The sequence below is a fragment of the bacterium genome (assembly GCA_040757115.1).
GTDB lineage: Bacteria > UBA9089 > CG2-30-40-21 > CG2-30-40-21 > SBAY01 > JBFLXS01.
On record JBFLYA010000060.1, the window covers coordinates 1 to 19,088 of the forward strand.

Consider the following 19,088-nt stretch of genomic DNA (forward strand, 5'->3'; position numbering starts at 1 on the left):
TAATAATTAATTTTTTAATTTTATTTTCAACCCCCACCCCCCAATCTTGGGGGCTTTAATAAGGAATTAGGATTGTGGCATTCAAAATGACCAACAATATATATTATACGAGGACGATGAAAATGGGTTTGATGGTTGGATGGTTCAGGTGAAATCAGGCTGAAGCCTGCGGCTACCAGCCTTCTCGAGTCCCGAACCCCGAGTCCCGATTTTCAGAAAAAATCTGTGTAATCTGCGAAATCTGCGGATATTTTCAGGAGGACTGCTATGATTAGTCAAGAAGATGTTATTTACTTTATCCTTACAGATAGGTTCTGTGATGGTGACCCGAACAACAATCAGGATGTGGATAAGAATAATCTTAAACAATATCACGGTGGTGATTTTGCGGGGATTATAAAAAAAATACCTTATCTTAAAAAATTAGGCATTACTACAGTTTGGATTACACCGGTTTACTTATCTATTGGAACAGTTGGCGATTCTGCTGGTTACCACGGTTATTGGGCACTTGATTTCGAGCGAATTGACCCTCACCTTTACTCACAAGACCCTTCATTGGCTGAAGGGAGCAAAGAGTATTTAAAGAGATTAGTCGATAAACTTCACAAGGCAAATATCAAGGTCATACTCGATATGGTAGTTAATCATACGAGTTATCATAATCAAGCTTATCACGACTATCCCTACAAAAAGATACAGGACACCTGGTTCAATCCTGCCAGAGCAGAATGGGATGAGATAGAATCTCCACTTGCCGGGCTACCTGACTTGAATCATGACCTGCCTGAAGTAGCCGATTACTTTGTCAATAATATCGTTGATTGGATAGAACAAACAGGAATTGACGGCATTCGTATGGATACAATTAAGCATGTAGAAAAAAGGTTCTGGCATTTCTTTAAATCCTATGTCAAAGGAAAATATCGAAATATTACCTTACTTGGTGAATATTTAGGCTATGATGTCTATCGGATATCTGAGTACCAAAAGGCACATGATTTTGATACCCTCTTTGATTTTCCTCTATGTGCAGTTATCAAAGAGGTTTTTATCCACAATGCTCCTATGACCAAACTTGCTCAACCCAGACTAAAAGAGGGTGAACCTGAAGGTATCCTTGATATGGATAAGTATTACACTAATGCCAACCGATTAGTTACCATGATAGATAATCATGATTTAGATAAAAGATTTATGACAGAAATATTAGATAAGGTAGGACATTGGGATATGGATTTAGCTGTAGAGATATTCAAAACCGTTCTGACTTTCTTATTCACTACCAGAGGTATCCCTCAGATTTACTACGGCACAGAAATAGGTATGGAGGGCTATGGCGACCCGGACAATCGTAAAAGTATGCCATGGAAAAAGGTTTTTGGGGATAAATTAACGCCCATAGTTAAACCACAAAGTGAAATCTTCAATCATCTAAAATCACTTATTAAATTACAAAGGGAAAATAAGGCTATCACTTGTGGTTATTTGTTCACCCTTTATGTCGATACTTTCATCTATGCCTATCTGCGGGAATTTCGCGGGAATACCATCATTGTGGTCATCAATAACGGCTTAACCCCGATGCCTTCTCCCCTTTCGATACCTATTGAAGTAAATTCTAATATTCCACCCAGAATTAAAGAAAACCTGCAAAAGGGAAAAACACTGACTAATCTATTAAATCCAAAAGAGATAATCCCTTATGAGAATGGACAAATCAGTGTCAAACTACACAGGAAAGAGGCAAAGGTATATAAGTTAAGTTAGGGTTAGGTGGCTGATTTGGTTTAGGGATTATGAAGTTATTCTTTTTGCACAACCATCCTGACCTAACTCCTGAGCCTGTCAGGAGCAGGCTTACATTTAAAAAATCAGCCATTTCCGAATGAATATTTGTCATACTTAACTCTTCCTATTCCAAAATTAAGGATTCGGCTACCAACTGCCAGATATATTTGACTTCGATATCTAAATTGTACTTGCCTTTCAGGTTTTTCATGATCTGATCCCGGCAGTTGGAACAACCCGTAACTACAACCTCGGCTCCTGAGTTTTTTATCGACTCGGCTTTTTTGAGGCCATTGTAAGTAAGTTCTTCTTTATACGGCCCGGGCCACATGCCACCACCAGCACCACAGCAGAATGAATTGGGGCCTGTGGGATACATCTCTACAATATTATCTGTACACTGGGCCAGTATCCATCTTGGTTCATCATACATGCCCTGGCCAAAAAAAAGCTCTGCTACCCGACCGTGCTTACAGGAATCATGCCAGACATGGAGTTTAGTGTTCTTACTCTTGTCAACCTTTATCCGGCCTTGTTTCAGGTATTCGATGATAATATCGTAGATGTAGAGATAATCAATACTTAAATTAGCATCCTTCTCTTTCCATTTCTCAATGCCTAAGCGGCAGCCAAAAGAACCCCCACCGCAGTCAGGTAGAATCAGCCGTTTGATATTGTGCTTTTGGACAAAGTCAATCTTGCGCCGGGCTAAGGTCATGGATGCTTCTTCATTCCCAGTAAAAAGGCCCCAGTCAACCGCTTCCCAATTTTTACCTGGAATAGTCCAGTCTGCTTTAGCGGCATAAAATATCTTCCAGTACCATTTCATATCATCCGAATCTGCCGAAATCTCTTTAGAATTAGGGTAAAAGGCAACATCCGCACCATCTTTGTCTATGGGCAGCTTAAAATCAGCAAACCCTTCTTCTTCTCGCAGTTCTTCCTCAACCATTTCTAACACCTGGAAATATACCGCTTCAGGAATACCCATATTATTTCCAGTAGCCAGCGCCTTTTCTGTCCCCTTATGTAGCACCCCAGGCACCTTATCCCTGGGTCTAAGAGCCTTCATCAATTCCATTATGTGAACAATGTCAACTTTCATCGGGCAGGCATACATACATCTTCCACAAATGGTGCAAACCCAGGGAAATTTGGAATGCACCACCTCATCCACCATTCCATAGGCCAACATTCGCAGTACCTTGCGGATATCCAGCCCATCCATCTGGGGACAATCTGTAACAATACATCCACCCGTACAGGTATTACAGGTCAAACAGGCAGACAAATCTGCTTTTTTCAGAATTTTTTTAAGTTCATCCGGGATTGATTTTAATTGAATAGCTTCCATTTTTAAGCCCCTTAATCTTGTTTTATCTCATCTGCTCCTGCTTCTTTCAACTTCAGGAGAATAAGTTTTATGACTGCATCAATTTTATCCTGGGATAGAATACCAATTCCTTCTGCCAGCGATTCTATTTCTGCTTCTTCTTTCTCCAGTCCTTTGGATGCTAAGAATGTGTTCACTCCCTCTTCTTCATCTTCTGGCAATAGTCCACAGCCACCAGTAGTGCCCAGGAATTCTCCATTTTTGAAAACAGGCACAACTATTTTTATCATATTCAAATCACATTCTTCTACTATCGGTTTACCCTTTTTCTTCGCCATAGCCGACAGGGACTGATGAGCCATTCCACAGATTGATGCACTGGTGGAAGGATTGGCTTTTATTTCCGCACAAATCTTGTTAGCAAAGGCAGCTGGTGGATGAATAGCCTTATTTTCCGCATTAAATGTGACCCCGGTCAAACCTGTCAGGTTATACACCTTTTCTCCAACCCCCTTCCAAAAATCCAGGGGTGCTAATTCAGTAATTGTCATCGCATACCTCCTAACTCCAAAAATTATTTCGACCTGTGCGGTTAGGTTATAGACTGCCAATTTGAGTTCCCCACGCTGATGGAATCTGAAATCTCCCCCGCTGGCGGGAGATTAAGAGGGTGGAAATCTCTTCTGCCCTTGATAATTTCTAACCGCACCAGGCTTCATAGCCTGTTTTTTCCTCCCTTCTAAGAGCTTATAAATGGATTTTAGGCTTTAGCCTTTCATTGCAAATTATGAAATCCTAAAGGATTAATTCCAGGGAAATAGGGCAGTTTAAGTTGTTACTTCTTCCTCAGTGGACTTGGCCCCAGTTCTCGTATCTTCTCAGTCATCTCCCGGGAAACCTCAACAAATCTTTGCCCCATAGCTGCACTCATGCTATACATTTCAACTCGCTGTCCACCAATTCCAATTTCATCGAGCACCTTTTTAGCCCGTGCTACTCGCCGTTTAGCCTTGATATTGCCATCTGTAAACTGACAGTTACCATCCGAGCAGCCAAATACATATACCCCGTCAGCCCCTGATTCAATAGCCTTGAGCAAATGCAAAATATCCACCCGGCCGGTACAGGGTATCTGGACAACTTTAACATTGGTTGGAATGCTCAGCCCCATAGTTTCACTTACTTTGGCTGCTGAAGAGGGACAATTGGTACAACAAAAGACAATTAACTTTGGTTCAAACTCTGCCATAAAAGCTCTCCTTGCTATGAGAATAAAAGCGATTCTGTTTTGGCTATCAGTTGTTGATCGGTATAACCTGCCAGACTGATGGCCTTGCCCGGGCATTCCGAGACACATATTCCGCAGCCGCGGCATAACCCTGGCTCAATAGAGGCTACTCGCTGCTCCGGATCCACAATCGGCACCTGGAACGGGCACATACGCACACAGGTGAGGCACCCAACACATTTTTCCTCATCCACCTCAGCCACAACCCCACCAATAGCAATGGTATCCCGGGATAATATTGCCATTGCCCGACCGGCAGCAGCCTGTCCTTGAATAATACTCTCGTCTATAGATTTTGGAGACAAGGCCATTCCGGCCAAAAACACTCCCTCTGTCATCGCCTCTACTGGTTTTAGTTTAGCTGGTGATTCTACAAAGAAGCCATCTTTATCCAGAGCCACCTTGAACTGTTTAGCCAACTTTTCACTGCCCTGGCTTACGATGGCAGACTGTAGACAAATAAAGTCAGGTTCAATCATTACTGGTAGGCCAAGCACATGATCGGTAACAGTTACCCAAAGCCTCCCATTATCTTTCTCACAAACCTCAGGCTTATTTTCAAGGGTATAGCGGATAAACATCACACCCAGCAGGCGGGCCTGCTTGTAAATATCTTCCCGCTCTCCATAGGTACGCATCTCACGGTAAAGCACATAAATATTCATATCAGGATTCTTTGTCTTCAGGTCTATAGCCTTACGCACCGCAAAAGAACAGCACAGGTTACTACAGTATGACCGCTGTTCTTCCCGAGAGCCTACACACTGAATAAAAACGGCTGCTTTTGCCTGTTCAAATACACCAGGGTCTTTTATCATCTGCTCATCAAACTCAGACCAGTTCCATACATTATGGTTCTGGCCGTAGAGGTATTCGGCTGGTTTAGTAACATCAGCCCCGGTAGCCAGAATAGTCACCCCATGCTTAATTTTAATTTCGGATTGCGAATTTCGGATTGTGGATTTGAAATTGCCAAGGAAACCTGAAGTTTTACCTATCTCGCTTTCAAGGTGCAGCACTATTTTAGGATGATTGCTCACTTCATTGATGAGCCTGGTCAGGTAGTCAGGAACGCAATATCCCTGCCAGGTTTTACTTACGCAGAGGGCATGACCACCCAATCGGTCTTTTTTCTCCACAATTGTTACTGGATAGCCCTGTTTAGCCAGTTTCAGGGCACTTTCCATACCTGCCACACCACCGCCTACCACCAAAGCTTGTTTTTCTACAGGCACATCCATCAGGCTAAGTGGTTCCTCAGATAGACTTAATACTTCAGAAGGCTTTTCTTCTGGTCGAGAAGCAGTTGGTTTAAGATAAGCTCCAATTTGGGCCACAACCGCACTTGCATTGGTAACCGCATGGCTAATATCCATTGGTCCATTCAGGGCACCACAGACAAAGATACCTGGCACAGAAGTGGTTGCCGGCTCAAATGGTTTGGCTTGAACAAAATGATTGGGACTCAAATCTACCCCAAGCTTTTCAGCCAGAACTATTGCTTGTCGGGAAGGTTTTAAGCCAACAGAGAGAACCACCATATCATAAGATTCTGTTTGCAGGTGGCCGTTGTCATCTGGATATTGAATCCTCAAATCAGCACTTTCCGGCACAGGATATATGGTATGAACCCGGGAGCGAATCAACCTGACCCCTTTTTCAAGTGCCTGGTTGGTGTAGTTCTCAAACCCTTTTCCATGTGCCCGCAGGTCCATATAAAAGATGGCCGCCTCTACCTGGGGTCTGGCTTCTTTGATATTAAGTGCCTCCTTAAGGGCGTACATACAGCAAACCGAGGAACAATACCCATTACCACCCTGATTAATATCCCTTGAGCCCACACATTGCAGCCAGGCAATTCTCGCTGGCTCCTTATTATCAGAAGGGCGTCTCAAGATTCCCTGATTAGGCCCGGTGGGTTTTTGTAAGACTTCAAATTCTACACTGGTAACCAGGTTTGGGAATTGGGTATAGGCATAGGTATCATAACCGGCCGGGTCAAATGGTTCAAAACCGGCTGATAAGATGATAGCCCCAACATTCAGACTCCCGGTCTTATCTTTATCCCGCACAGTTGCCTGGAAATTGCCGGCCTCTCCGTTTACCTCAACTACTTCTGAGTCGAGCAGAACTTCAATATTAGGATTCCGGATACACTCTGCCACAGAAGAGTCTATCTTGCAGCAGATACAAGTTGGATAGGTTCTGTGTAAATGGGGGATCATACCGCCCAATGAAGCTGACTTTTCAACCACATAAACACTATAGCCTGCATTTGCCAGATCCAGAGTTGCCTGGATTCCGGCTATGCCGCCTCCAACTACTAAAACCTGGCTAACTGTTTTTTCATTACTCATAACAACATCTCCTGTTCGATAATCAGACTCTTAGCGATCTGTCTACTTTTTGCTGTTTGCTGTTCGTCTGGCCAGTTCCTCAACGGTAGTTATCTCTAACCTGGTCTCCATTTCTGCTTCGAGCTCTTGCCAGAAAGAACGCACCGTATCATCTACTTCTTTGTCTGTTTTTATTTCAGTCCCCGGACAAAGACAAAACCCAGGGTCTATTGCCTCAATGATTTTTTTTACACTTATCTCTGAAGGTACCCCTTTAAAATGGTATCCACCAGTAACCCCACCCCTAACACTTTCCAGCATCCCAGCATGTTTTAGTTTATTGAGAAGCTGAGCTACAGATGAAAAGGAGATATTTTGCCTGCGGGCTATCTCATTGCCGGTAACAGTTGCTCCTTTGCTCTGTCTGGCAATATCTATCAGAATTACAATAGCATAATGCACTTTAGATGGAATTTTCATTACCAAAGCCTCAATCAACAAACACCAGGAATCAGGAATCAAACATTGACACTTATTATTGGTAGCCGATAGCGAAAAAAAATATATTAGGAATTTGAAAGTCTGTTTGTAGTAACCGCAATTATGCGGTTGTTTGTGGCCAGCCCACCCGCTAAAGGAGGGTGAGTCTCCCACTGGGAGCAGACCTTCTGCCTTTGGCACGGGGCACTACGAACAAATTGCCCGCAGGGTTCAACCTCAAACCTTAGCAATAATAATTGCCGACTTTACTCAAAAAATTTTGGTTTCCTCTTTCACAAGATTGAAGGTAAACCTTACAATCCCGACATTTATTGATTTCTTTACTACAAGTTACCACCCAGCAGGGCAGAGTCTTGTCACTGAAAGCTTGACATTTTTCCCTTTTAGCTTCAGGGCAATTTTTAGACTTCCAACAGGCAATGACTGCTAATAGCCGTTGAATACTGACGATATTCAATTTCTCCTGGTGAATCAGGTTACGAATATGGCGAATCCATTTCAGGTCTTCATTAAAGAATCGACTGCGGCCATTTACCGGGTCATGAAATGGCCTGATTAATCCTCTTTTCTCATATTCTCGAAGGGTACTGATGCTTATACCTAATCTTTTAGCCGCATTAGTCACAGAATAAGATTCTTGTTTACTTAATTCTACCATCTGATATTATCCTTAACAAACCTTAACAATAATAATTGCCGACCTTGCACAAAAAAAATTACTTTATATTCTTTTGAGCTTCAAGATAGACCTTACAGGTTCGACATTTATTAGCATTAGCACAACTGCCGTTGGCTAATGTCCAACACGGCACTGTTCTATCAATCACTGTCGTACATTTCCGGCGGGTTTCCTCAGGGCAATTTTTAATTTCCCAACAGGGCATAACCATTAATAACCGCTGAATACCTTTAATATTTAATCCCTGCTGATGAATCAAATCCCGGACACACCGAATCCATTGAATATCATCGTTAGAGAACAGTCTATAGCCATTAGACGGATTTCGATAAGGTTTAATCAACCCATCTTTTTCATATTCTCGAAGCATACGGACACTTATGCCTAATCTCTCCGCCGCGGTGGAAATATTATAAAAGGCAGTTAATTCCTTCAATCACCTCACCCCAAAAAACCTTTCTTTATAGAATGCTTCAAACCTTGCGGAAGTTAAGTGATGAGACATTATAACATAAGATTAAACTTTTGTCAACCAATTTTTCGAGGGTGTGTTAAAAAAGTCCTTGACAAACTCGAAAATATATGTTATATTAATAGTGGAAATGGAAACCATTATCATTAAGGGGTGAAGATTATGCCAGGTCCTCCATGGTGGCATGGAAAATTTAGAGATTGTGGGTGTCGGATGACTATACCCAGGCAGGCAATTCTTAATGTGTTGACTGGCACCTCTGAGCATTTGAGCGCAGAGGATATATATTTAGCTGTTCATAAGGTATATCCAGCCGTCGGCTTGACTACGGTCTATCGAACCCTGGATTTGTTAGCTCAGATGGGTCTGGTATTTAAATTTGATTTTGGTGATGGAAGAAACCGATATGAACTGATAAAAGGAACTAATCAACATCATCACCATCTGGTCTGTACTAATTGTGGCAGGATAATCGACTATTCCGACTTTATTGAGGAGGAGGTAAAACTCTTTAATCAGGTGGAATCAGCATTATCCCAGAAGCATAATTTTGAAATCATTGCCCACCAGGTTCAGTTTTTAGGAAGATGTAATAATTGTAAATCTGGTAAATAGTAAATGGTAACCGGTAATAGTTCACCAGTTACCATTTAACCAATTACCAATAGGGTTCTGCAAAATAGGATTTTGGGGAGACAACAAATAAATATCAAATAGCAAATAGCAAAATGCAAAATCACAAATCAAATTTCAAAAAGGACTGTAACTATTCAGCCACTGATTGACACGGATTAGCACGGATAAATACAGAGGTTAGAAGATAGAGGTCAGAGGACAGAGGAGAAAGGGAGAAACGGGGAAACGGAGAAAGGGGGAAGGAGAGGAGACACGAGGCACTATACCTGAATTTGCCTTCAACCTTGAGCCTAATTACGGACACGGATACCGGACACAGATTCACGAATTTTCCGTGTTTCATCTGTGTTTATCTGTGGCTGAACAGTTCAGATAATTTTACATTTTGATATGTAATTTTTATATTTGCTTTTTGCATTTTGCTTTGGAGGAAATTGATAAAAATAGAGGTTTTAAATACCTGCTTAAAAACTACAGTTTCCTAAATTTTGCAGAACTCTAAATTACCAAACCAAAGGAGGTGAGTAAAGATGCCAGCAGGAGATGGAACTGGGCCAATGGGAATGGGACCAATGACTGGTCGAGCAGCAGGCTACTGTGCTGGATACCAGATGCCAGGCTATGCTAATCCAATTCCAGGTCGGGGATTTGGCATGGGTTTTGGCCGCGGCAGAGGTTTTGGTATGGGCCGTGGTAGAGGCTTTAGGCATTGGTATTACGCTACCGGACTGCCAGGTTGGGCAAGATTTGGCTATCCACCAGCCTATCCTTACGAGCCTGAATTGAATCCAGAGCAGGAGAAAAGAATGCTCCAGGATGAAGCCAATGCCCTAAAGCAGAGCCTTCAGGATGTGGAAAGCCGCATCAGTGCTTTAGAGGAAGCAACTAAGAAGGCGGGAGGCATATGAACGCAGATTTACAGGATGCCAGAAAGATATACTCAGAAAAGGTAATCGAAAACTTTATGCAGCCTCAGAATGTGGGTAAGATTGAAGATGCAGATGCTATCGGGACTATAAAAGGTATTTGTGGCGATACCATGCAGATATGTTTTAAGGTAGCCAATGGTAAAATCACAGAGATCAGATTTATTACCGATGGTTGCGGGCCAACTATTGCCTGCGGCAGTATGGCTACTCAACTGGCTAAAGGCAAAAGTATTCAGGAAGCAATGAAGATTTCTCCCAATGATATCCTGGAAGGCTTAGATGGGCTGCCAGAAGACCATCTTCATTGTGCTATTTTAGCAGTAATGACACTTTACGGTGCGATAAGTAGATACTTATTATCCAAATAACACGGCGGTGTAGCCAAGCAGAGAAGGTAGAGGTCTGCAAAACCTCCATCCTCGGTGCAAATCCGGGCGCCGCCTCCAGAGTTAAAAAAGAGAAAGGTGATTAAAATGCCAAGAGGAAATGGAACAGGACCAGCAGGAATGGGACCAGGAACCGGCATGGGTAGAGGTGGCTGTATTCCTGGTGCAGGAATGGGAGCAGGTAGAGGGGGTGGCTTTTCTGGTGGAAGAGGTAGTGGCTGGTTGGGACTTATAGGGGCCCTACCGTATATTATCAGCCAGTTTCGCCAGATAAAGAAACCAGCAGCACTAAAAGCCTCCCAACTAAATAATCAACCAGTACCTGCAACTACACCAGAGCAAGAAAGGAAACAGCTTGAGAGCCAATTAGTAGAGATTAAACAGCAGATGAATGCTATTGAGCAACGCCTGGCAGAACTCAAATAATTGGTAACTGGTAACTGGTAATTGGTGATTGGTAATTGGTAACTGGTAATTGGTGATTGGTAACCATTTAACCAATTACCCAGGGTTCTGCAAAATAGGATTTTGGGGAGACAACAAATAAATATTAAATATCAAAATTACAAATCAAATTTCAAAGAGGAAGTAACAAGGTTTCTCAAAGAGTTGGAGGAATTTGGTAATATCTTTGCTTCAAGTATTTTAACGCTGAAAGGAAAGAGATAATTTTACATTTTGATATGTAATTTTTATATTTGCTTTTTGCATTTTGCTTTGGAGAAAATTGATAAAAATAGAGGCTTTAAATACCCGCTTAAAAACTACAGTTTCCTAATTTTGCAGAACCCTGAACCAATTACCAAAAAAGGAGGGAAGAATTGATGAAGGTAGCTATAACCGCACAAGGAGGTTCAATGGATTCTATGGTTGACCCGCGATTTGGACGGGCAAGATTCTTTGTGGTCTGTGATACCGAAACAGACAGCTTTGAGGTGGTTGATAACCAGCAGAATCTTCAAGCTATGCAGGGCGCAGGTATCCAGGCAGCACAGAATGTTGTCAGTACTGGAGCCCAAGTAGTCATGACCGGCAACTGCGGGCCAAAGGCATTTATGACCTTGCAAGCAGCAGGAATTAAAATTGTTATTGGGGCAGAGGGGAAGGTATCCGAAATGCTTGAGAAATTCAAGAAGGGTGAGTGTCAATATGCTCAGAATCCCAATGTTGAAGGACATTGGGTATAAATTTAGTCTGGTAATTGGTAACTGGTAATTGGTGATTGGTAATTGGTGATTGGTAATTGGTGATTGGTAACTGGTGATTGGTGATTGGTAACCATTTAACCAATTACCATTTAACCAGTTACCAAAAGGAGGAAATAAAATGTCAGAAGATAAAACATGTCAGAGTTGCTCAACAGATAGTTGTTCGGCTCAAGGGAAGAGGGCTGATGAGAGTATCCAAGAGTTCCAGGAGCGGCAGCAGCTTGCCCACCGAATGTGCCAGATAAAGCATAAGATAATGGTGTTATCTGGTAAGGGTGGGGTAGGTAAAAGCACGGTTGCAGCAAACTTAGCTGTCTCTCTTACTTTAGCAGGCAAAAAGGTAGGCCTGCTGGATGTAGACATCCACGGTCCCAGTATTCCAACCTTACTTAACTTAGAAAGACGGATGGTAGATGTTGGGACCGATGTTATCTATCCGATTAGTATTGGCGATAATTTGAAGGTTATGTCCATTGGTTTGCTCTTGCAGGGAGACTCCCAGGCGGTCATCTGGCGTGGGCCATTAAAGATGGGTGCAATCAAACAATTTCTCAAGGATGTTGAATGGGGACAACTTGATTATTTGATAATTGATTCACCACCAGGTACAGGGGATGAACCATTATCAGTGTGCCAGTTGATTGAAGATGCAGATGGAGCAATTATTGTCACCACACCTCAAAAGGTATCCCTGGTAGATGTGAAAAAGTCGGTTAATTTCTGCCATATGCTTAATCTGCCCGTTTTAGGTGTGTTAGAGAATATGAGTGGGTTTGTCTGCCCGCAATGCGGTAAGCAAGTGGATGTGTTTAAGTCGGGCGGTGGAGAGAAGCTGGCTAAGGCCTTTGGTGTGCCTTTCCTGGGACGGATACCGATCGATCCTGATATTGTTCATTCTTGCGATGATGGTAAACCTTATGTCTATCACTATTCCCATTCTGAAACAGCAAAAGCATTTGCCAGAGCAACTGTTCCTATCCTGGAGATGGACGGAAAAGGTGAAGTTACCAATCACCAGTTACCAATTACCAAAAACAAGGAGGATGGTAAGATGAGAATTGCTATGCCGATAGCAGAAGGACAACTCTGTATGCACTTCGGCCACTCAGAGAAATTTGCCTTCTTTGATGTTGAGGATGGCCGGATTAAACAGACACAGATGCTCACCCCACCACCTCATGCCCCTGGTGTTATCCCTAAATGGGTGCATGAGCAGGGGGCAACAGTTGTTATTGCCGGAGGGATGGGACAGCGGGCAGTAAGCCTGTTTGAGCAACAAGGTGTGCATGTGGTCGTTGGTGCTCCAGGCCATACCCCAGAAGAAATTGTTAATGCCTACCTTAATGGCACACTTGAGGTAGGTGCTAATGTGTGCGACCATTAAGTATCACCGGAATTTATCCTTTATGGAGGGTTAGAAGATGGGTTTAAAGATTATCTTAGGAATACTAATTGGTGGAGGAATAGGGTTTGCAGTGGGCTATTTTGGCCATTGCTCCAGTGGAACTTGCCCGTTGACCAGTAATCCGTGGGTAAGCACCTTTTTGGGAATGGCAATTGGTGCAGCTATAGGGTTTAATCTTGGGAAATAGAAAGGAGTTGTTAATGCCTGAAAAAGTTGTGATTATTGGTGGTGGTGTGGCTGGAACTAATCTGGCTAAAAAGCTGGTGGACAAAAACAGGGGGTTTGAGATTACCCTGGTTAAAAAGGAAACCCATGCCAGTTACTCTCCCTGCGGCATACCGGATGTGTTGTCTGGCAAAATATCCGGGATGGAGAGTATCCTGAAAGACTCTCTGGATAATTACCTCACAAAACGAGGGGGGACAATCAAATCCGGAGTTAGGGTGACAAAACTTAATATAAACTCTAAGACCGTGGAGACCGATGTAGGAGAGACTTTAGGTTTCGATGTGCTGGTTATCGCTACTGGCCGCAGGCCGGCTATACCCAAGCTAAATGGTATAGGGCTGAAAGGGGTTTATAGTCTGTGTGATCTGGAAGACAGCCTCAGATTATATGATGCCCTAAGAGAGGCAGAGAGAGCGGTGATTATTGGAGCCGGGCCTATTGGGCTGGAGTGTGCCACTGCCTTTAGAGACCAGGGGATAAAAACCAGCCTGGTTGAAGCAAAGTCCCACCTTTTACCCGGTCTGCTTGATGAGGATATGGCCGGGCTGGTTGAAGCTAAACTTAAGGCGCAGGGGGTGAATATCTTTACCTCCGAACAGGTTACTGAGATAAATGGGAAGGATGCGGTTGAGTCTGTAAGGGTTAATGATAGTGAAATCAGGGCAGACCTTGTTCTGGTGGCCACAGGGATTTGGCCAAACAGTGAATTGGCAAAGGAGGCTGGCATTGAGGTTGGTGTGAATAACGGTATCCTGGTAGATTCAAGACACCGGGTAATAAAGGATAGCCAAGCATTAGCTGATGTCTATGCCCTGGGTGACTGCGTAGAGGTCAAAAACAGAATTACCGGCACTTACCAGCTTTCTCCAATAGTTTCTACCGCGGTGCTTGCTTCCAGAATAATAGCCGAAAATATCTGCGGGGAAGATATTTGCCTGGATAGTTACCTCAGTCCTTATATCATGGTGGCCGGCGGTCTTGAGATTGGGGCGGTGGGTATAATTTCACACCAGGCAGAACAGATTGGGGCTAATATTGTCATAGGAAAAGGCTCCGGGCATACTAAGGTAAATTATTACCCGGAGGCTAAAAAGATGACCGTAAAACTTCTTTCAGACAGAGAGTATTTGCTTGGTGCCCAGATTGTGGGTGGTGAAGATGTGAAGGAAAGAATCAATGCTATTACTGGGTTGATTCATTTAAAGGTGAAGGTGCAGGATATTCTACAGATGGAGCGCTGCTTTACCCCATCTCTTTGCACCTCAAGAGATGCTTTCCAAAGGGCCGTTGAAGAATTGTTAGGTGTTTTGGCATGAGCTTGAAAGAATACATCCCAAATTTTACCAATAAAGAGATAGAGGATAATCATACTCGTTTTATCGAAAGGGTTGAACTTTATAGGCAAAAGGGGCTTGATCATAACAAGAACCGTAGATTTATCCTCGAAAAAGCCGCTCCCCTAAAAGGCAGAATCCTTGAGCTTGGCACTGGTACCGGTTATACAACTCTGGCTCTGGCAAAAGCAGGATATGAGGTAACTGCTGTGGATAGTGATGAGGAAATGCTCAGAATTACTGCCCTGAACCTTGCTTATGAAAGACTTCTAACAAAGGTTAGACTTTTTATAATGGATGCCGCCTCGCTTGTTTTCGACAGCTATAGCTTCGATAATGTGATAGCCGTCGCCCTATTTCATCACCTTGCTGAGCCTGAGAGGGTGCTTTCTGAAATGGATAGGGTGTTAAAAGAAAAGGGCAAAATTATCATCGCTGATTTTAATGAGAGGGGGATGGAGCTAATAAGAGCTGTTCATAAGAAAGAAGAGCGGGAGCATCAGGACTTAGGTGTTGGCAGGGAAAAGGTTCTTTCATATTTATCGGGTTTGGGATATGATATAGAAGATTATGCGGATGAGTTTCAGTGGGTCTTAATCGCTGTAAAAGGAGCCTAACAGAATGAAAACATACTTAGATTGTATACCATGCTTCTTCAAACAGGCCCTTGATGCAGCCAGGATTGCCGGTTGTAATGAGGCAAAACAGAAAGAGATATTGGATAAATTATGTAAATTAATATCTGAATTCGATCTCAACAGTTCTCCACCTGTGATGGGCAGGGCTTTCTATCGGCTGGTTGAGAAGGTATCTGGTAACTCTGACCCGTTCAATGAGGTTAAGGAAAAGGCCAACAAACTGGCCGTGGGGCTTTATCCAAAACTAAAGGAGTTAGTAGAGCACTCAGAGGATAGGCTGCTTATGGCCATAGAACTGGCTATTTCTGGCAATGTAATAGACTATGGGGTTAAGAATCAGCTGGATGTTGATTCCCAGATAGAAAGGGTTTTAAGCGGTAAATTCCCCACCCAAACCAAGGCATTATTTGAGTACAAAAGATTTAAGGAGGCACTGGCCAGTGCTGAGACAATCCTGTATCTGACCGATAATACAGGAGAAATACTCTTTGATAGGATTTTGATTGAGGAGCTTAACAAAGAGGTTGTCTGTGCCCTGAGGGATAAACCTATTATAAATGATGCTACTATTGAAGATGCTAAGTATTGCGGATTGGATAAAGCAGCTGTGGTAATCTCATCTGGCTGTGATGCCCCGGGAATACTTTTAGACCGCTGCTCTGAAGAATTTCTCCACCTTTATGAGCAGGCAGATTTGATTATCAGCAAAGGCCAAGGGAATTTTGAGGCACTAACAGATGAAGATAAACCAATATACTTTTTATTTAAGGTGAAATGCCCGGTAGTGGCTAAAGATGTCGGTGGTGAAGTTGGAGATATAGTTCTAAAGGGACCGGATAAATGGTAACTGGTTAACTGGTAACTGGTTACCAGTTACCAGTTACCAATTACCAATTACCACCAATAAAGGAAACATACTTCTATGAAGATTAAGATATTGGCGGATAGCTATGCAGTAAGCAGAAGGTTTTCTACAGGTTGGGGTGTAGCCTTTTTAATTGGGGAGGAGCTGTTATTTGATACTGGAGAGCGGGGAGAGATATTGTTTCATAATATGGAGCAGATGGGTGTCTCAGCCACAGATTTAAAAACGGTGGTTATCTCCCATGACCACTGGGACCATACCGGAGGACTGTGGGCGCTGTTAGAGCAGAATCCTCAGATTAAAGTTTATGCCTGTCCTAATTTTAGCTCGGAATTCAAGGAGAAGGTCGGCTTCGCTGGAGCAGAGCTGATTGAAGCCAGCCGCTTTACTCAGATAGCCGAAGATATTTACACCACCGGTGAGATTGCCGGGACATACAATGACAAGTATATGGCTGAGCAGGCATTAATAGTTAAATCCCAGAGAGGACTGACAATCCTTACTGGCTGTGCCCATCCAGGGATAATTAAGATTCTGGAGAAGGTGAAAGAAAATCTGGCGGAAGACATCTATTTAGTTATGGGTGGATTCCATCTAATAGAAGCAGATGAACGGGTTGTTGACTTAATTATAGATAGGTTTTGCCAGTTAGAGATAGCCTCAGTTGCTCCTACCCATTGCAGCGGTGAAGAAACAAAGGCGTTATTTAAAAAAGAGTATCAGAATGACTTTATACCTGTAAAAACAGGAATGGCCATAGAGGTTTGATAGGAGGTGATGAGCTATGCCTATATATGAATATAGATGCCAGAAATGTGGTGAGAAGTTTGAGCTTCTGCAAGGGATAAATGAAACTCCTGTATGCAATAGTTGTGGAAGTAAAGAGTTGTCCAGGATCTTCTCCTCAGCAGCAGTGATGGGTGGAAGTAGCCAGACAGAGGCTTCAGGCAGTTGTTGTGGATTAACCAATCCCTGTAGTGAGCCCAAAAGATGCTGTGGGGCTTAAAATAGGGCTGGCAGAGTCGCAGAAAAAATTAAGGTTGTTTCAGAACCTTATTATGGGGGCCTACCCGGCGAAGGATATAAGTATCTTTTTCAATCTTGAAGGAGAATCGGATACCTTTGGTGATTCTTCCTTCCCAGATGCCTTTCTTGCCCTTCTCTCCTTCCATCTTTTTAGTGTGGAGGGATGGATGGTGAGGATTTTTTAGAAGAAGCCGAATCTGTTTATTTATCTGTTCTTGAGTTTGAATAGGTAGATTTTTATAGTCATACTTAAAGCTATCAGTATAACGAGCCTTCATATATTAACTCCTAAGAGATTTAATTAAATCTTCAGGATTATCAAAGGGACCTGTTAGCCGTCCAGCTTTAATATCCTCATCCGCTTCGGCTTCTGCCTTCTCCCAATCCCAGTTATCGAAGTATGGTGGAAGGGTAAGAACATCATCTAAAATCTCTTTTACGGCTTCGTCTCTTGAAGGCTTATGATGAGTTTCGCAATACTCATCTACACGGACTAATAAATCATCTGGTATCTGAATTGTTAGGGTAGTCATCTTTATCACCTCACCGATTTAGTATAACAGGTTTTATTGGAATTGTCAACAGATTTTTAGGAAAGGAAGGTAGAAATGATTATTGCCGTTGCCAGTGGTAAAGGAGGGACAGGTAAGACCACTATTGCCGTAAATTTAGCCCTGTCGCTTGATTGTGTTCAGTTGTTAGACTGCGATGTGGAAGAACCTAATGCCCATATCTTTCTAAAGCCTGAGATTAGAGAAACTCAAACAGTAAACATTCCCGTGCCCAGGGTGGATGAAAGTAAATGCAACTATTGCAGCAAGTGTGCTAAGGTTTGTGCCTATAATGCCATTGCGGTAATCAAGCAGAAGGTGCTAATCTTTCCTGAGATGTGCCATGGCTGTGGGGGCTGCACCTTGCTCTGCCCACAGGAGGCTATTAGCGAAGTTAATAAGGAGATTGGGGTGGTAGAGCTTGGGCAAAGCAATGGGGTGCAATTTGTCCATGGTAGGTTGAACATTGGTCAAGCTATGTCCCCGCCCCTTATCCGGGCGGTTAAAAGGAATATCAATCCTACCCGACTCTGTATTATTGATGCCCCGCCAGGCACCTCCTGCCCGGTAATCGAGGCGGTCAAAGAAACGGATTTCTGCCTGCTGGTGACTGAGCCGACCCCATTTGGTTTGTGTGACCTGGAACTGGCGGTTGAAGCGATTCGGCTCCTGAAAATTCCCTTTGGGGTGGTTATCAACCGGGCAGATATTGGGGATGAGGGAGTAAGAGAATACTGCTTGCGAGAAAATATCCCTATTTTGATGGAGATTCCAATGGATAGAAGGATTGCTGAGGCTTATTCCATTGGGGTGCCTATGGTGAAAAGCCTGCCTGAATGGAAAGAGAGATTCAGAGAATTATATAGTTCCATCTCAGGGGTTTCGGAGGATGTTATGGGTGTCAATAGTATTATATGAGTAAACGCTCCAATTAAATTGGAGGTTAGCCTTATAGAAATAAATAAAGCCACTGATATACACTGATTGAACACGGATAAAGAATGGGTTTAAAAGCGACGGAGATAGAAGTTGGGCTGCTCATAAATTTTGGAAGGGAAGAAGTAGAATTTAAACGATTTGTTTATTAAAATCTGTGTTTCATCCGTGTAAATCCGTGGCTAAAAAATAATAATTAGGCTAACCAATCGCTGCACCTGACCCTCGCTTCGCTCGGGCAGGTGAGCTTGGTCGTTATTTTTCAGTATTTTCTAATTTTGATATTAAAATTTTTCTTGACAGGATATTTTATTTGTGCTACTCTATAAATAGCCTAACTTATAATGCAGTAAAATAAAAACTGCCAATAGGTAGTATAATCTAAGGTTAGACTAATAAAAATAATCACACAGAGACATAAAGTCACAAAGGAATTGAATAAAACAATAAACCTTTGTGTTCTTTGTGGCTTTGTGTGAGAAAATAAAAAGGAGATATTTTAGGGTCAAACCGTAAATGTGGAATGCACAATAATTCGGTGAGGCA

The 19,088-nt window shown here is 42.8% G+C and carries 24 protein-coding genes and 1 tRNA gene; 16 read left to right on the forward strand and 9 right to left on the reverse strand.

What is annotated here, in order from left to right; all coding sequences use genetic code 11:
* Positions 1–267 precede the first annotated feature (267 nt).
* A complete protein-coding gene (locus AB1422_07115) occupies positions 268–1,770 on the forward strand; it encodes an alpha-amylase family glycosyl hydrolase (protein MEW6619099.1) in 1,503 nt (500 codons plus the stop codon).
* Between the two features lie 145 nt (positions 1,771–1,915).
* On the opposite strand, the gene AB1422_07120 is transcribed toward AB1422_07115, so the two are convergent.
* The 7 genes from AB1422_07120 to AB1422_07150 all read right to left on the reverse strand — a co-directional run bounded on the left by AB1422_07120 (position 1,916) and on the right by AB1422_07150 (position 8,364).
* Entirely contained in the window at positions 1,916–3,145 is a 1,230-nt protein-coding gene (locus AB1422_07120) for a (Fe-S)-binding protein (GenBank protein MEW6619100.1), read from the reverse strand.
* Between the two features lie 11 nt (positions 3,146–3,156).
* Positions 3,157–3,675, reverse strand: coding sequence for a PocR ligand-binding domain-containing protein (locus tag AB1422_07125; protein ID MEW6619101.1), 519 nt, complete (start codon positions 3,673–3,675; stop codon positions 3,157–3,159).
* Positions 3,676–3,959: 284 nt separating this feature from the next.
* Positions 3,960–4,373 (reverse strand): hydrogenase iron-sulfur subunit, encoded by a 414-nt coding sequence (locus AB1422_07130; protein ID MEW6619102.1) that lies wholly within the window; start codon positions 4,371–4,373, stop codon positions 3,960–3,962.
* 14 nt (positions 4,374–4,387) lie between these two features.
* Positions 4,388–6,769, reverse strand: coding sequence for an FAD-dependent oxidoreductase (locus AB1422_07135; protein ID MEW6619103.1), 2,382 nt, complete (start codon positions 6,767–6,769; stop codon positions 4,388–4,390).
* Positions 6,770–6,811: 42 nt separating this feature from the next.
* Positions 6,812–7,228 carry an Rrf2 family transcriptional regulator gene (locus tag AB1422_07140; protein ID MEW6619104.1) on the reverse strand — a complete coding sequence of 139 codons (417 nt, stop codon included), beginning with the start codon at positions 7,226–7,228 and terminating at the stop codon, positions 6,812–6,814.
* Between the two features lie 244 nt (positions 7,229–7,472).
* Positions 7,473–7,907: a MerR family transcriptional regulator gene (locus tag AB1422_07145; GenBank protein ID MEW6619105.1), complete on the reverse strand. Its 435-nt coding sequence runs from the start codon at positions 7,905–7,907 to the stop codon at positions 7,473–7,475.
* A 58-nt stretch (positions 7,908–7,965) separates the two neighbouring features.
* Positions 7,966–8,364 (reverse strand): MerR family transcriptional regulator, encoded by a 399-nt coding sequence (locus AB1422_07150; GenBank protein MEW6619106.1) that lies wholly within the window; start codon positions 8,362–8,364, stop codon positions 7,966–7,968.
* Positions 8,365–8,562: 198 nt separating this feature from the next.
* Here AB1422_07150 and AB1422_07155 point away from each other — a divergent pair, with 198 nt between their 5' ends.
* The 14 genes from AB1422_07155 to AB1422_07220 all read left to right on the forward strand — a co-directional run bounded on the left by AB1422_07155 (position 8,563) and on the right by AB1422_07220 (position 17,035).
* Complete coding sequence (locus AB1422_07155) at positions 8,563–9,015, forward strand: transcriptional repressor (GenBank protein ID MEW6619107.1); 453 nt, start codon at positions 8,563–8,565, stop codon at positions 9,013–9,015.
* 551 nt (positions 9,016–9,566) lie between these two features.
* Positions 9,567–9,944, forward strand: a complete 378-nt coding sequence (locus AB1422_07160; GenBank protein MEW6619108.1) for a DUF5320 domain-containing protein — start codon at positions 9,567–9,569, stop codon at positions 9,942–9,944.
* Positions 9,941–10,333 carry an iron-sulfur cluster assembly scaffold protein gene (locus tag AB1422_07165; GenBank protein ID MEW6619109.1) on the forward strand — a complete coding sequence of 131 codons (393 nt, stop codon included), beginning with the start codon at positions 9,941–9,943 and terminating at the stop codon, positions 10,331–10,333. The genes AB1422_07160 and AB1422_07165 overlap by 4 nt, the downstream gene beginning before the upstream one ends.
* 3 nt (positions 10,334–10,336) lie before the next feature.
* Positions 10,337–10,411, forward strand: a tRNA-Cys gene (locus AB1422_07170).
* 27 nt (positions 10,412–10,438) lie between these two features.
* Entirely contained in the window at positions 10,439–10,777 is a 339-nt protein-coding gene (locus tag AB1422_07175; GenBank protein MEW6619110.1) for a DUF5320 family protein, read from the forward strand.
* A 102-nt stretch (positions 10,778–10,879) separates the two neighbouring features.
* Positions 10,880–11,020 carry a hypothetical protein gene (locus AB1422_07180; protein ID MEW6619111.1) on the forward strand — a complete coding sequence of 47 codons (141 nt, stop codon included), beginning with the start codon at positions 10,880–10,882 and terminating at the stop codon, positions 11,018–11,020.
* 155 nt (positions 11,021–11,175) lie between these two features.
* Positions 11,176–11,538, forward strand: a complete 363-nt coding sequence (locus tag AB1422_07185; GenBank protein ID MEW6619112.1) for a NifB/NifX family molybdenum-iron cluster-binding protein — start codon at positions 11,176–11,178, stop codon at positions 11,536–11,538.
* A 139-nt stretch (positions 11,539–11,677) separates the two neighbouring features.
* Positions 11,678–12,943 carry an iron-sulfur cluster carrier protein MrpORP gene (locus AB1422_07190; GenBank protein ID MEW6619113.1) on the forward strand — a complete coding sequence of 422 codons (1,266 nt, stop codon included), beginning with the start codon at positions 11,678–11,680 and terminating at the stop codon, positions 12,941–12,943.
* A gap of 37 nt (positions 12,944–12,980) precedes the next feature.
* Positions 12,981–13,151, forward strand: a complete 171-nt coding sequence (locus tag AB1422_07195; GenBank protein MEW6619114.1) for a DUF6132 family protein — start codon at positions 12,981–12,983, stop codon at positions 13,149–13,151.
* A 13-nt stretch (positions 13,152–13,164) separates the two neighbouring features.
* Positions 13,165–14,508 (forward strand): FAD-dependent oxidoreductase, encoded by a 1,344-nt coding sequence (locus AB1422_07200; GenBank protein ID MEW6619115.1) that lies wholly within the window; start codon positions 13,165–13,167, stop codon positions 14,506–14,508.
* Positions 14,505–15,143: a methyltransferase domain-containing protein gene (locus AB1422_07205; GenBank protein MEW6619116.1), complete on the forward strand. Its 639-nt coding sequence runs from the start codon at positions 14,505–14,507 to the stop codon at positions 15,141–15,143. The genes AB1422_07200 and AB1422_07205 overlap by 4 nt, the downstream gene beginning before the upstream one ends.
* A gap of 4 nt (positions 15,144–15,147) precedes the next feature.
* On the forward strand, positions 15,148–16,011 hold the full coding sequence (locus tag AB1422_07210; GenBank protein MEW6619117.1) for an ARMT1-like domain-containing protein: 864 nt from the start codon (positions 15,148–15,150) through the stop codon (positions 16,009–16,011).
* Positions 16,012–16,086: 75 nt separating this feature from the next.
* Positions 16,087–16,797, forward strand: coding sequence for an MBL fold metallo-hydrolase (locus AB1422_07215; protein ID MEW6619118.1), 711 nt, complete (start codon positions 16,087–16,089; stop codon positions 16,795–16,797).
* A 16-nt stretch (positions 16,798–16,813) separates the two neighbouring features.
* Positions 16,814–17,035: a zinc ribbon domain-containing protein gene (locus AB1422_07220; protein MEW6619119.1), complete on the forward strand. Its 222-nt coding sequence runs from the start codon at positions 16,814–16,816 to the stop codon at positions 17,033–17,035.
* A 28-nt stretch (positions 17,036–17,063) separates the two neighbouring features.
* On the opposite strand, the gene AB1422_07225 is transcribed toward AB1422_07220, so the two are convergent.
* Both AB1422_07225 and AB1422_07230 read right to left on the reverse strand, forming a co-directional pair.
* Positions 17,064–17,333, reverse strand: coding sequence for a hypothetical protein (locus tag AB1422_07225; protein MEW6619120.1), 270 nt, complete (start codon positions 17,331–17,333; stop codon positions 17,064–17,066).
* A 3-nt stretch (positions 17,334–17,336) separates the two neighbouring features.
* A complete protein-coding gene (locus tag AB1422_07230) occupies positions 17,337–17,588 on the reverse strand; it encodes a ribbon-helix-helix domain-containing protein (protein MEW6619121.1) in 252 nt (83 codons plus the stop codon).
* Between the two features lie 75 nt (positions 17,589–17,663).
* Here AB1422_07230 and AB1422_07235 point away from each other — a divergent pair, with 75 nt between their 5' ends.
* Positions 17,664–18,524 carry an ATP-binding protein gene (locus tag AB1422_07235; protein MEW6619122.1) on the forward strand — a complete coding sequence of 287 codons (861 nt, stop codon included), beginning with the start codon at positions 17,664–17,666 and terminating at the stop codon, positions 18,522–18,524.
* Positions 18,525–19,088: the final 564 nt, after the last annotated feature.

Excerpts from the sequence above, each read along its gene's own strand:
- AB1422_07115 (MEW6619099.1), top strand. The coding sequence starts at position 268 with ATGATTAGTCAAGAAGATGTTATTTACTTTATCCTTACAGATAGGTTC.
- AB1422_07120 (MEW6619100.1), bottom strand. The coding sequence starts at position 3,145 with ATGGAAGCTATTCAATTAAAATCAATCCCGGATGAACTTAAAAAAATT.
- AB1422_07125 (MEW6619101.1), bottom strand. The coding sequence starts at position 3,675 with ATGACAATTACTGAATTAGCACCCCTGGATTTTTGGAAGGGGGTTGGA.
- AB1422_07130 (MEW6619102.1), bottom strand. The coding sequence starts at position 4,373 with ATGGCAGAGTTTGAACCAAAGTTAATTGTCTTTTGTTGTACCAATTGT.
- AB1422_07135 (MEW6619103.1), bottom strand. The coding sequence starts at position 6,769 with ATGAGTAATGAAAAAACAGTTAGCCAGGTTTTAGTAGTTGGAGGCGGC.
- AB1422_07140 (MEW6619104.1), bottom strand. The coding sequence starts at position 7,228 with ATGAAAATTCCATCTAAAGTGCATTATGCTATTGTAATTCTGATAGAT.
- AB1422_07145 (MEW6619105.1), bottom strand. The coding sequence starts at position 7,907 with ATGGTAGAATTAAGTAAACAAGAATCTTATTCTGTGACTAATGCGGCT.
- AB1422_07155 (MEW6619107.1), top strand. The coding sequence starts at position 8,563 with ATGCCAGGTCCTCCATGGTGGCATGGAAAATTTAGAGATTGTGGGTGT.
- AB1422_07160 (MEW6619108.1), top strand. The coding sequence starts at position 9,567 with ATGCCAGCAGGAGATGGAACTGGGCCAATGGGAATGGGACCAATGACT.
- AB1422_07165 (MEW6619109.1), top strand. The coding sequence starts at position 9,941 with ATGAACGCAGATTTACAGGATGCCAGAAAGATATACTCAGAAAAGGTA.
- AB1422_07175 (MEW6619110.1), top strand. The coding sequence starts at position 10,439 with ATGCCAAGAGGAAATGGAACAGGACCAGCAGGAATGGGACCAGGAACC.
- AB1422_07185 (MEW6619112.1), top strand. The coding sequence starts at position 11,176 with ATGAAGGTAGCTATAACCGCACAAGGAGGTTCAATGGATTCTATGGTT.
- AB1422_07190 (MEW6619113.1), top strand. The coding sequence starts at position 11,678 with ATGTCAGAAGATAAAACATGTCAGAGTTGCTCAACAGATAGTTGTTCG.
- AB1422_07195 (MEW6619114.1), top strand. The coding sequence starts at position 12,981 with ATGGGTTTAAAGATTATCTTAGGAATACTAATTGGTGGAGGAATAGGG.
- AB1422_07200 (MEW6619115.1), top strand. The coding sequence starts at position 13,165 with ATGCCTGAAAAAGTTGTGATTATTGGTGGTGGTGTGGCTGGAACTAAT.
- AB1422_07205 (MEW6619116.1), top strand. The coding sequence starts at position 14,505 with ATGAGCTTGAAAGAATACATCCCAAATTTTACCAATAAAGAGATAGAG.
- AB1422_07210 (MEW6619117.1), top strand. The coding sequence starts at position 15,148 with ATGAAAACATACTTAGATTGTATACCATGCTTCTTCAAACAGGCCCTT.
- AB1422_07215 (MEW6619118.1), top strand. The coding sequence starts at position 16,087 with ATGAAGATTAAGATATTGGCGGATAGCTATGCAGTAAGCAGAAGGTTT.
- AB1422_07220 (MEW6619119.1), top strand. The coding sequence starts at position 16,814 with ATGCCTATATATGAATATAGATGCCAGAAATGTGGTGAGAAGTTTGAG.
- AB1422_07225 (MEW6619120.1), bottom strand. The coding sequence starts at position 17,333 with ATGAAGGCTCGTTATACTGATAGCTTTAAGTATGACTATAAAAATCTA.
- AB1422_07230 (MEW6619121.1), bottom strand. The coding sequence starts at position 17,588 with ATGACTACCCTAACAATTCAGATACCAGATGATTTATTAGTCCGTGTA.
- AB1422_07235 (MEW6619122.1), top strand. The coding sequence starts at position 17,664 with ATGATTATTGCCGTTGCCAGTGGTAAAGGAGGGACAGGTAAGACCACT.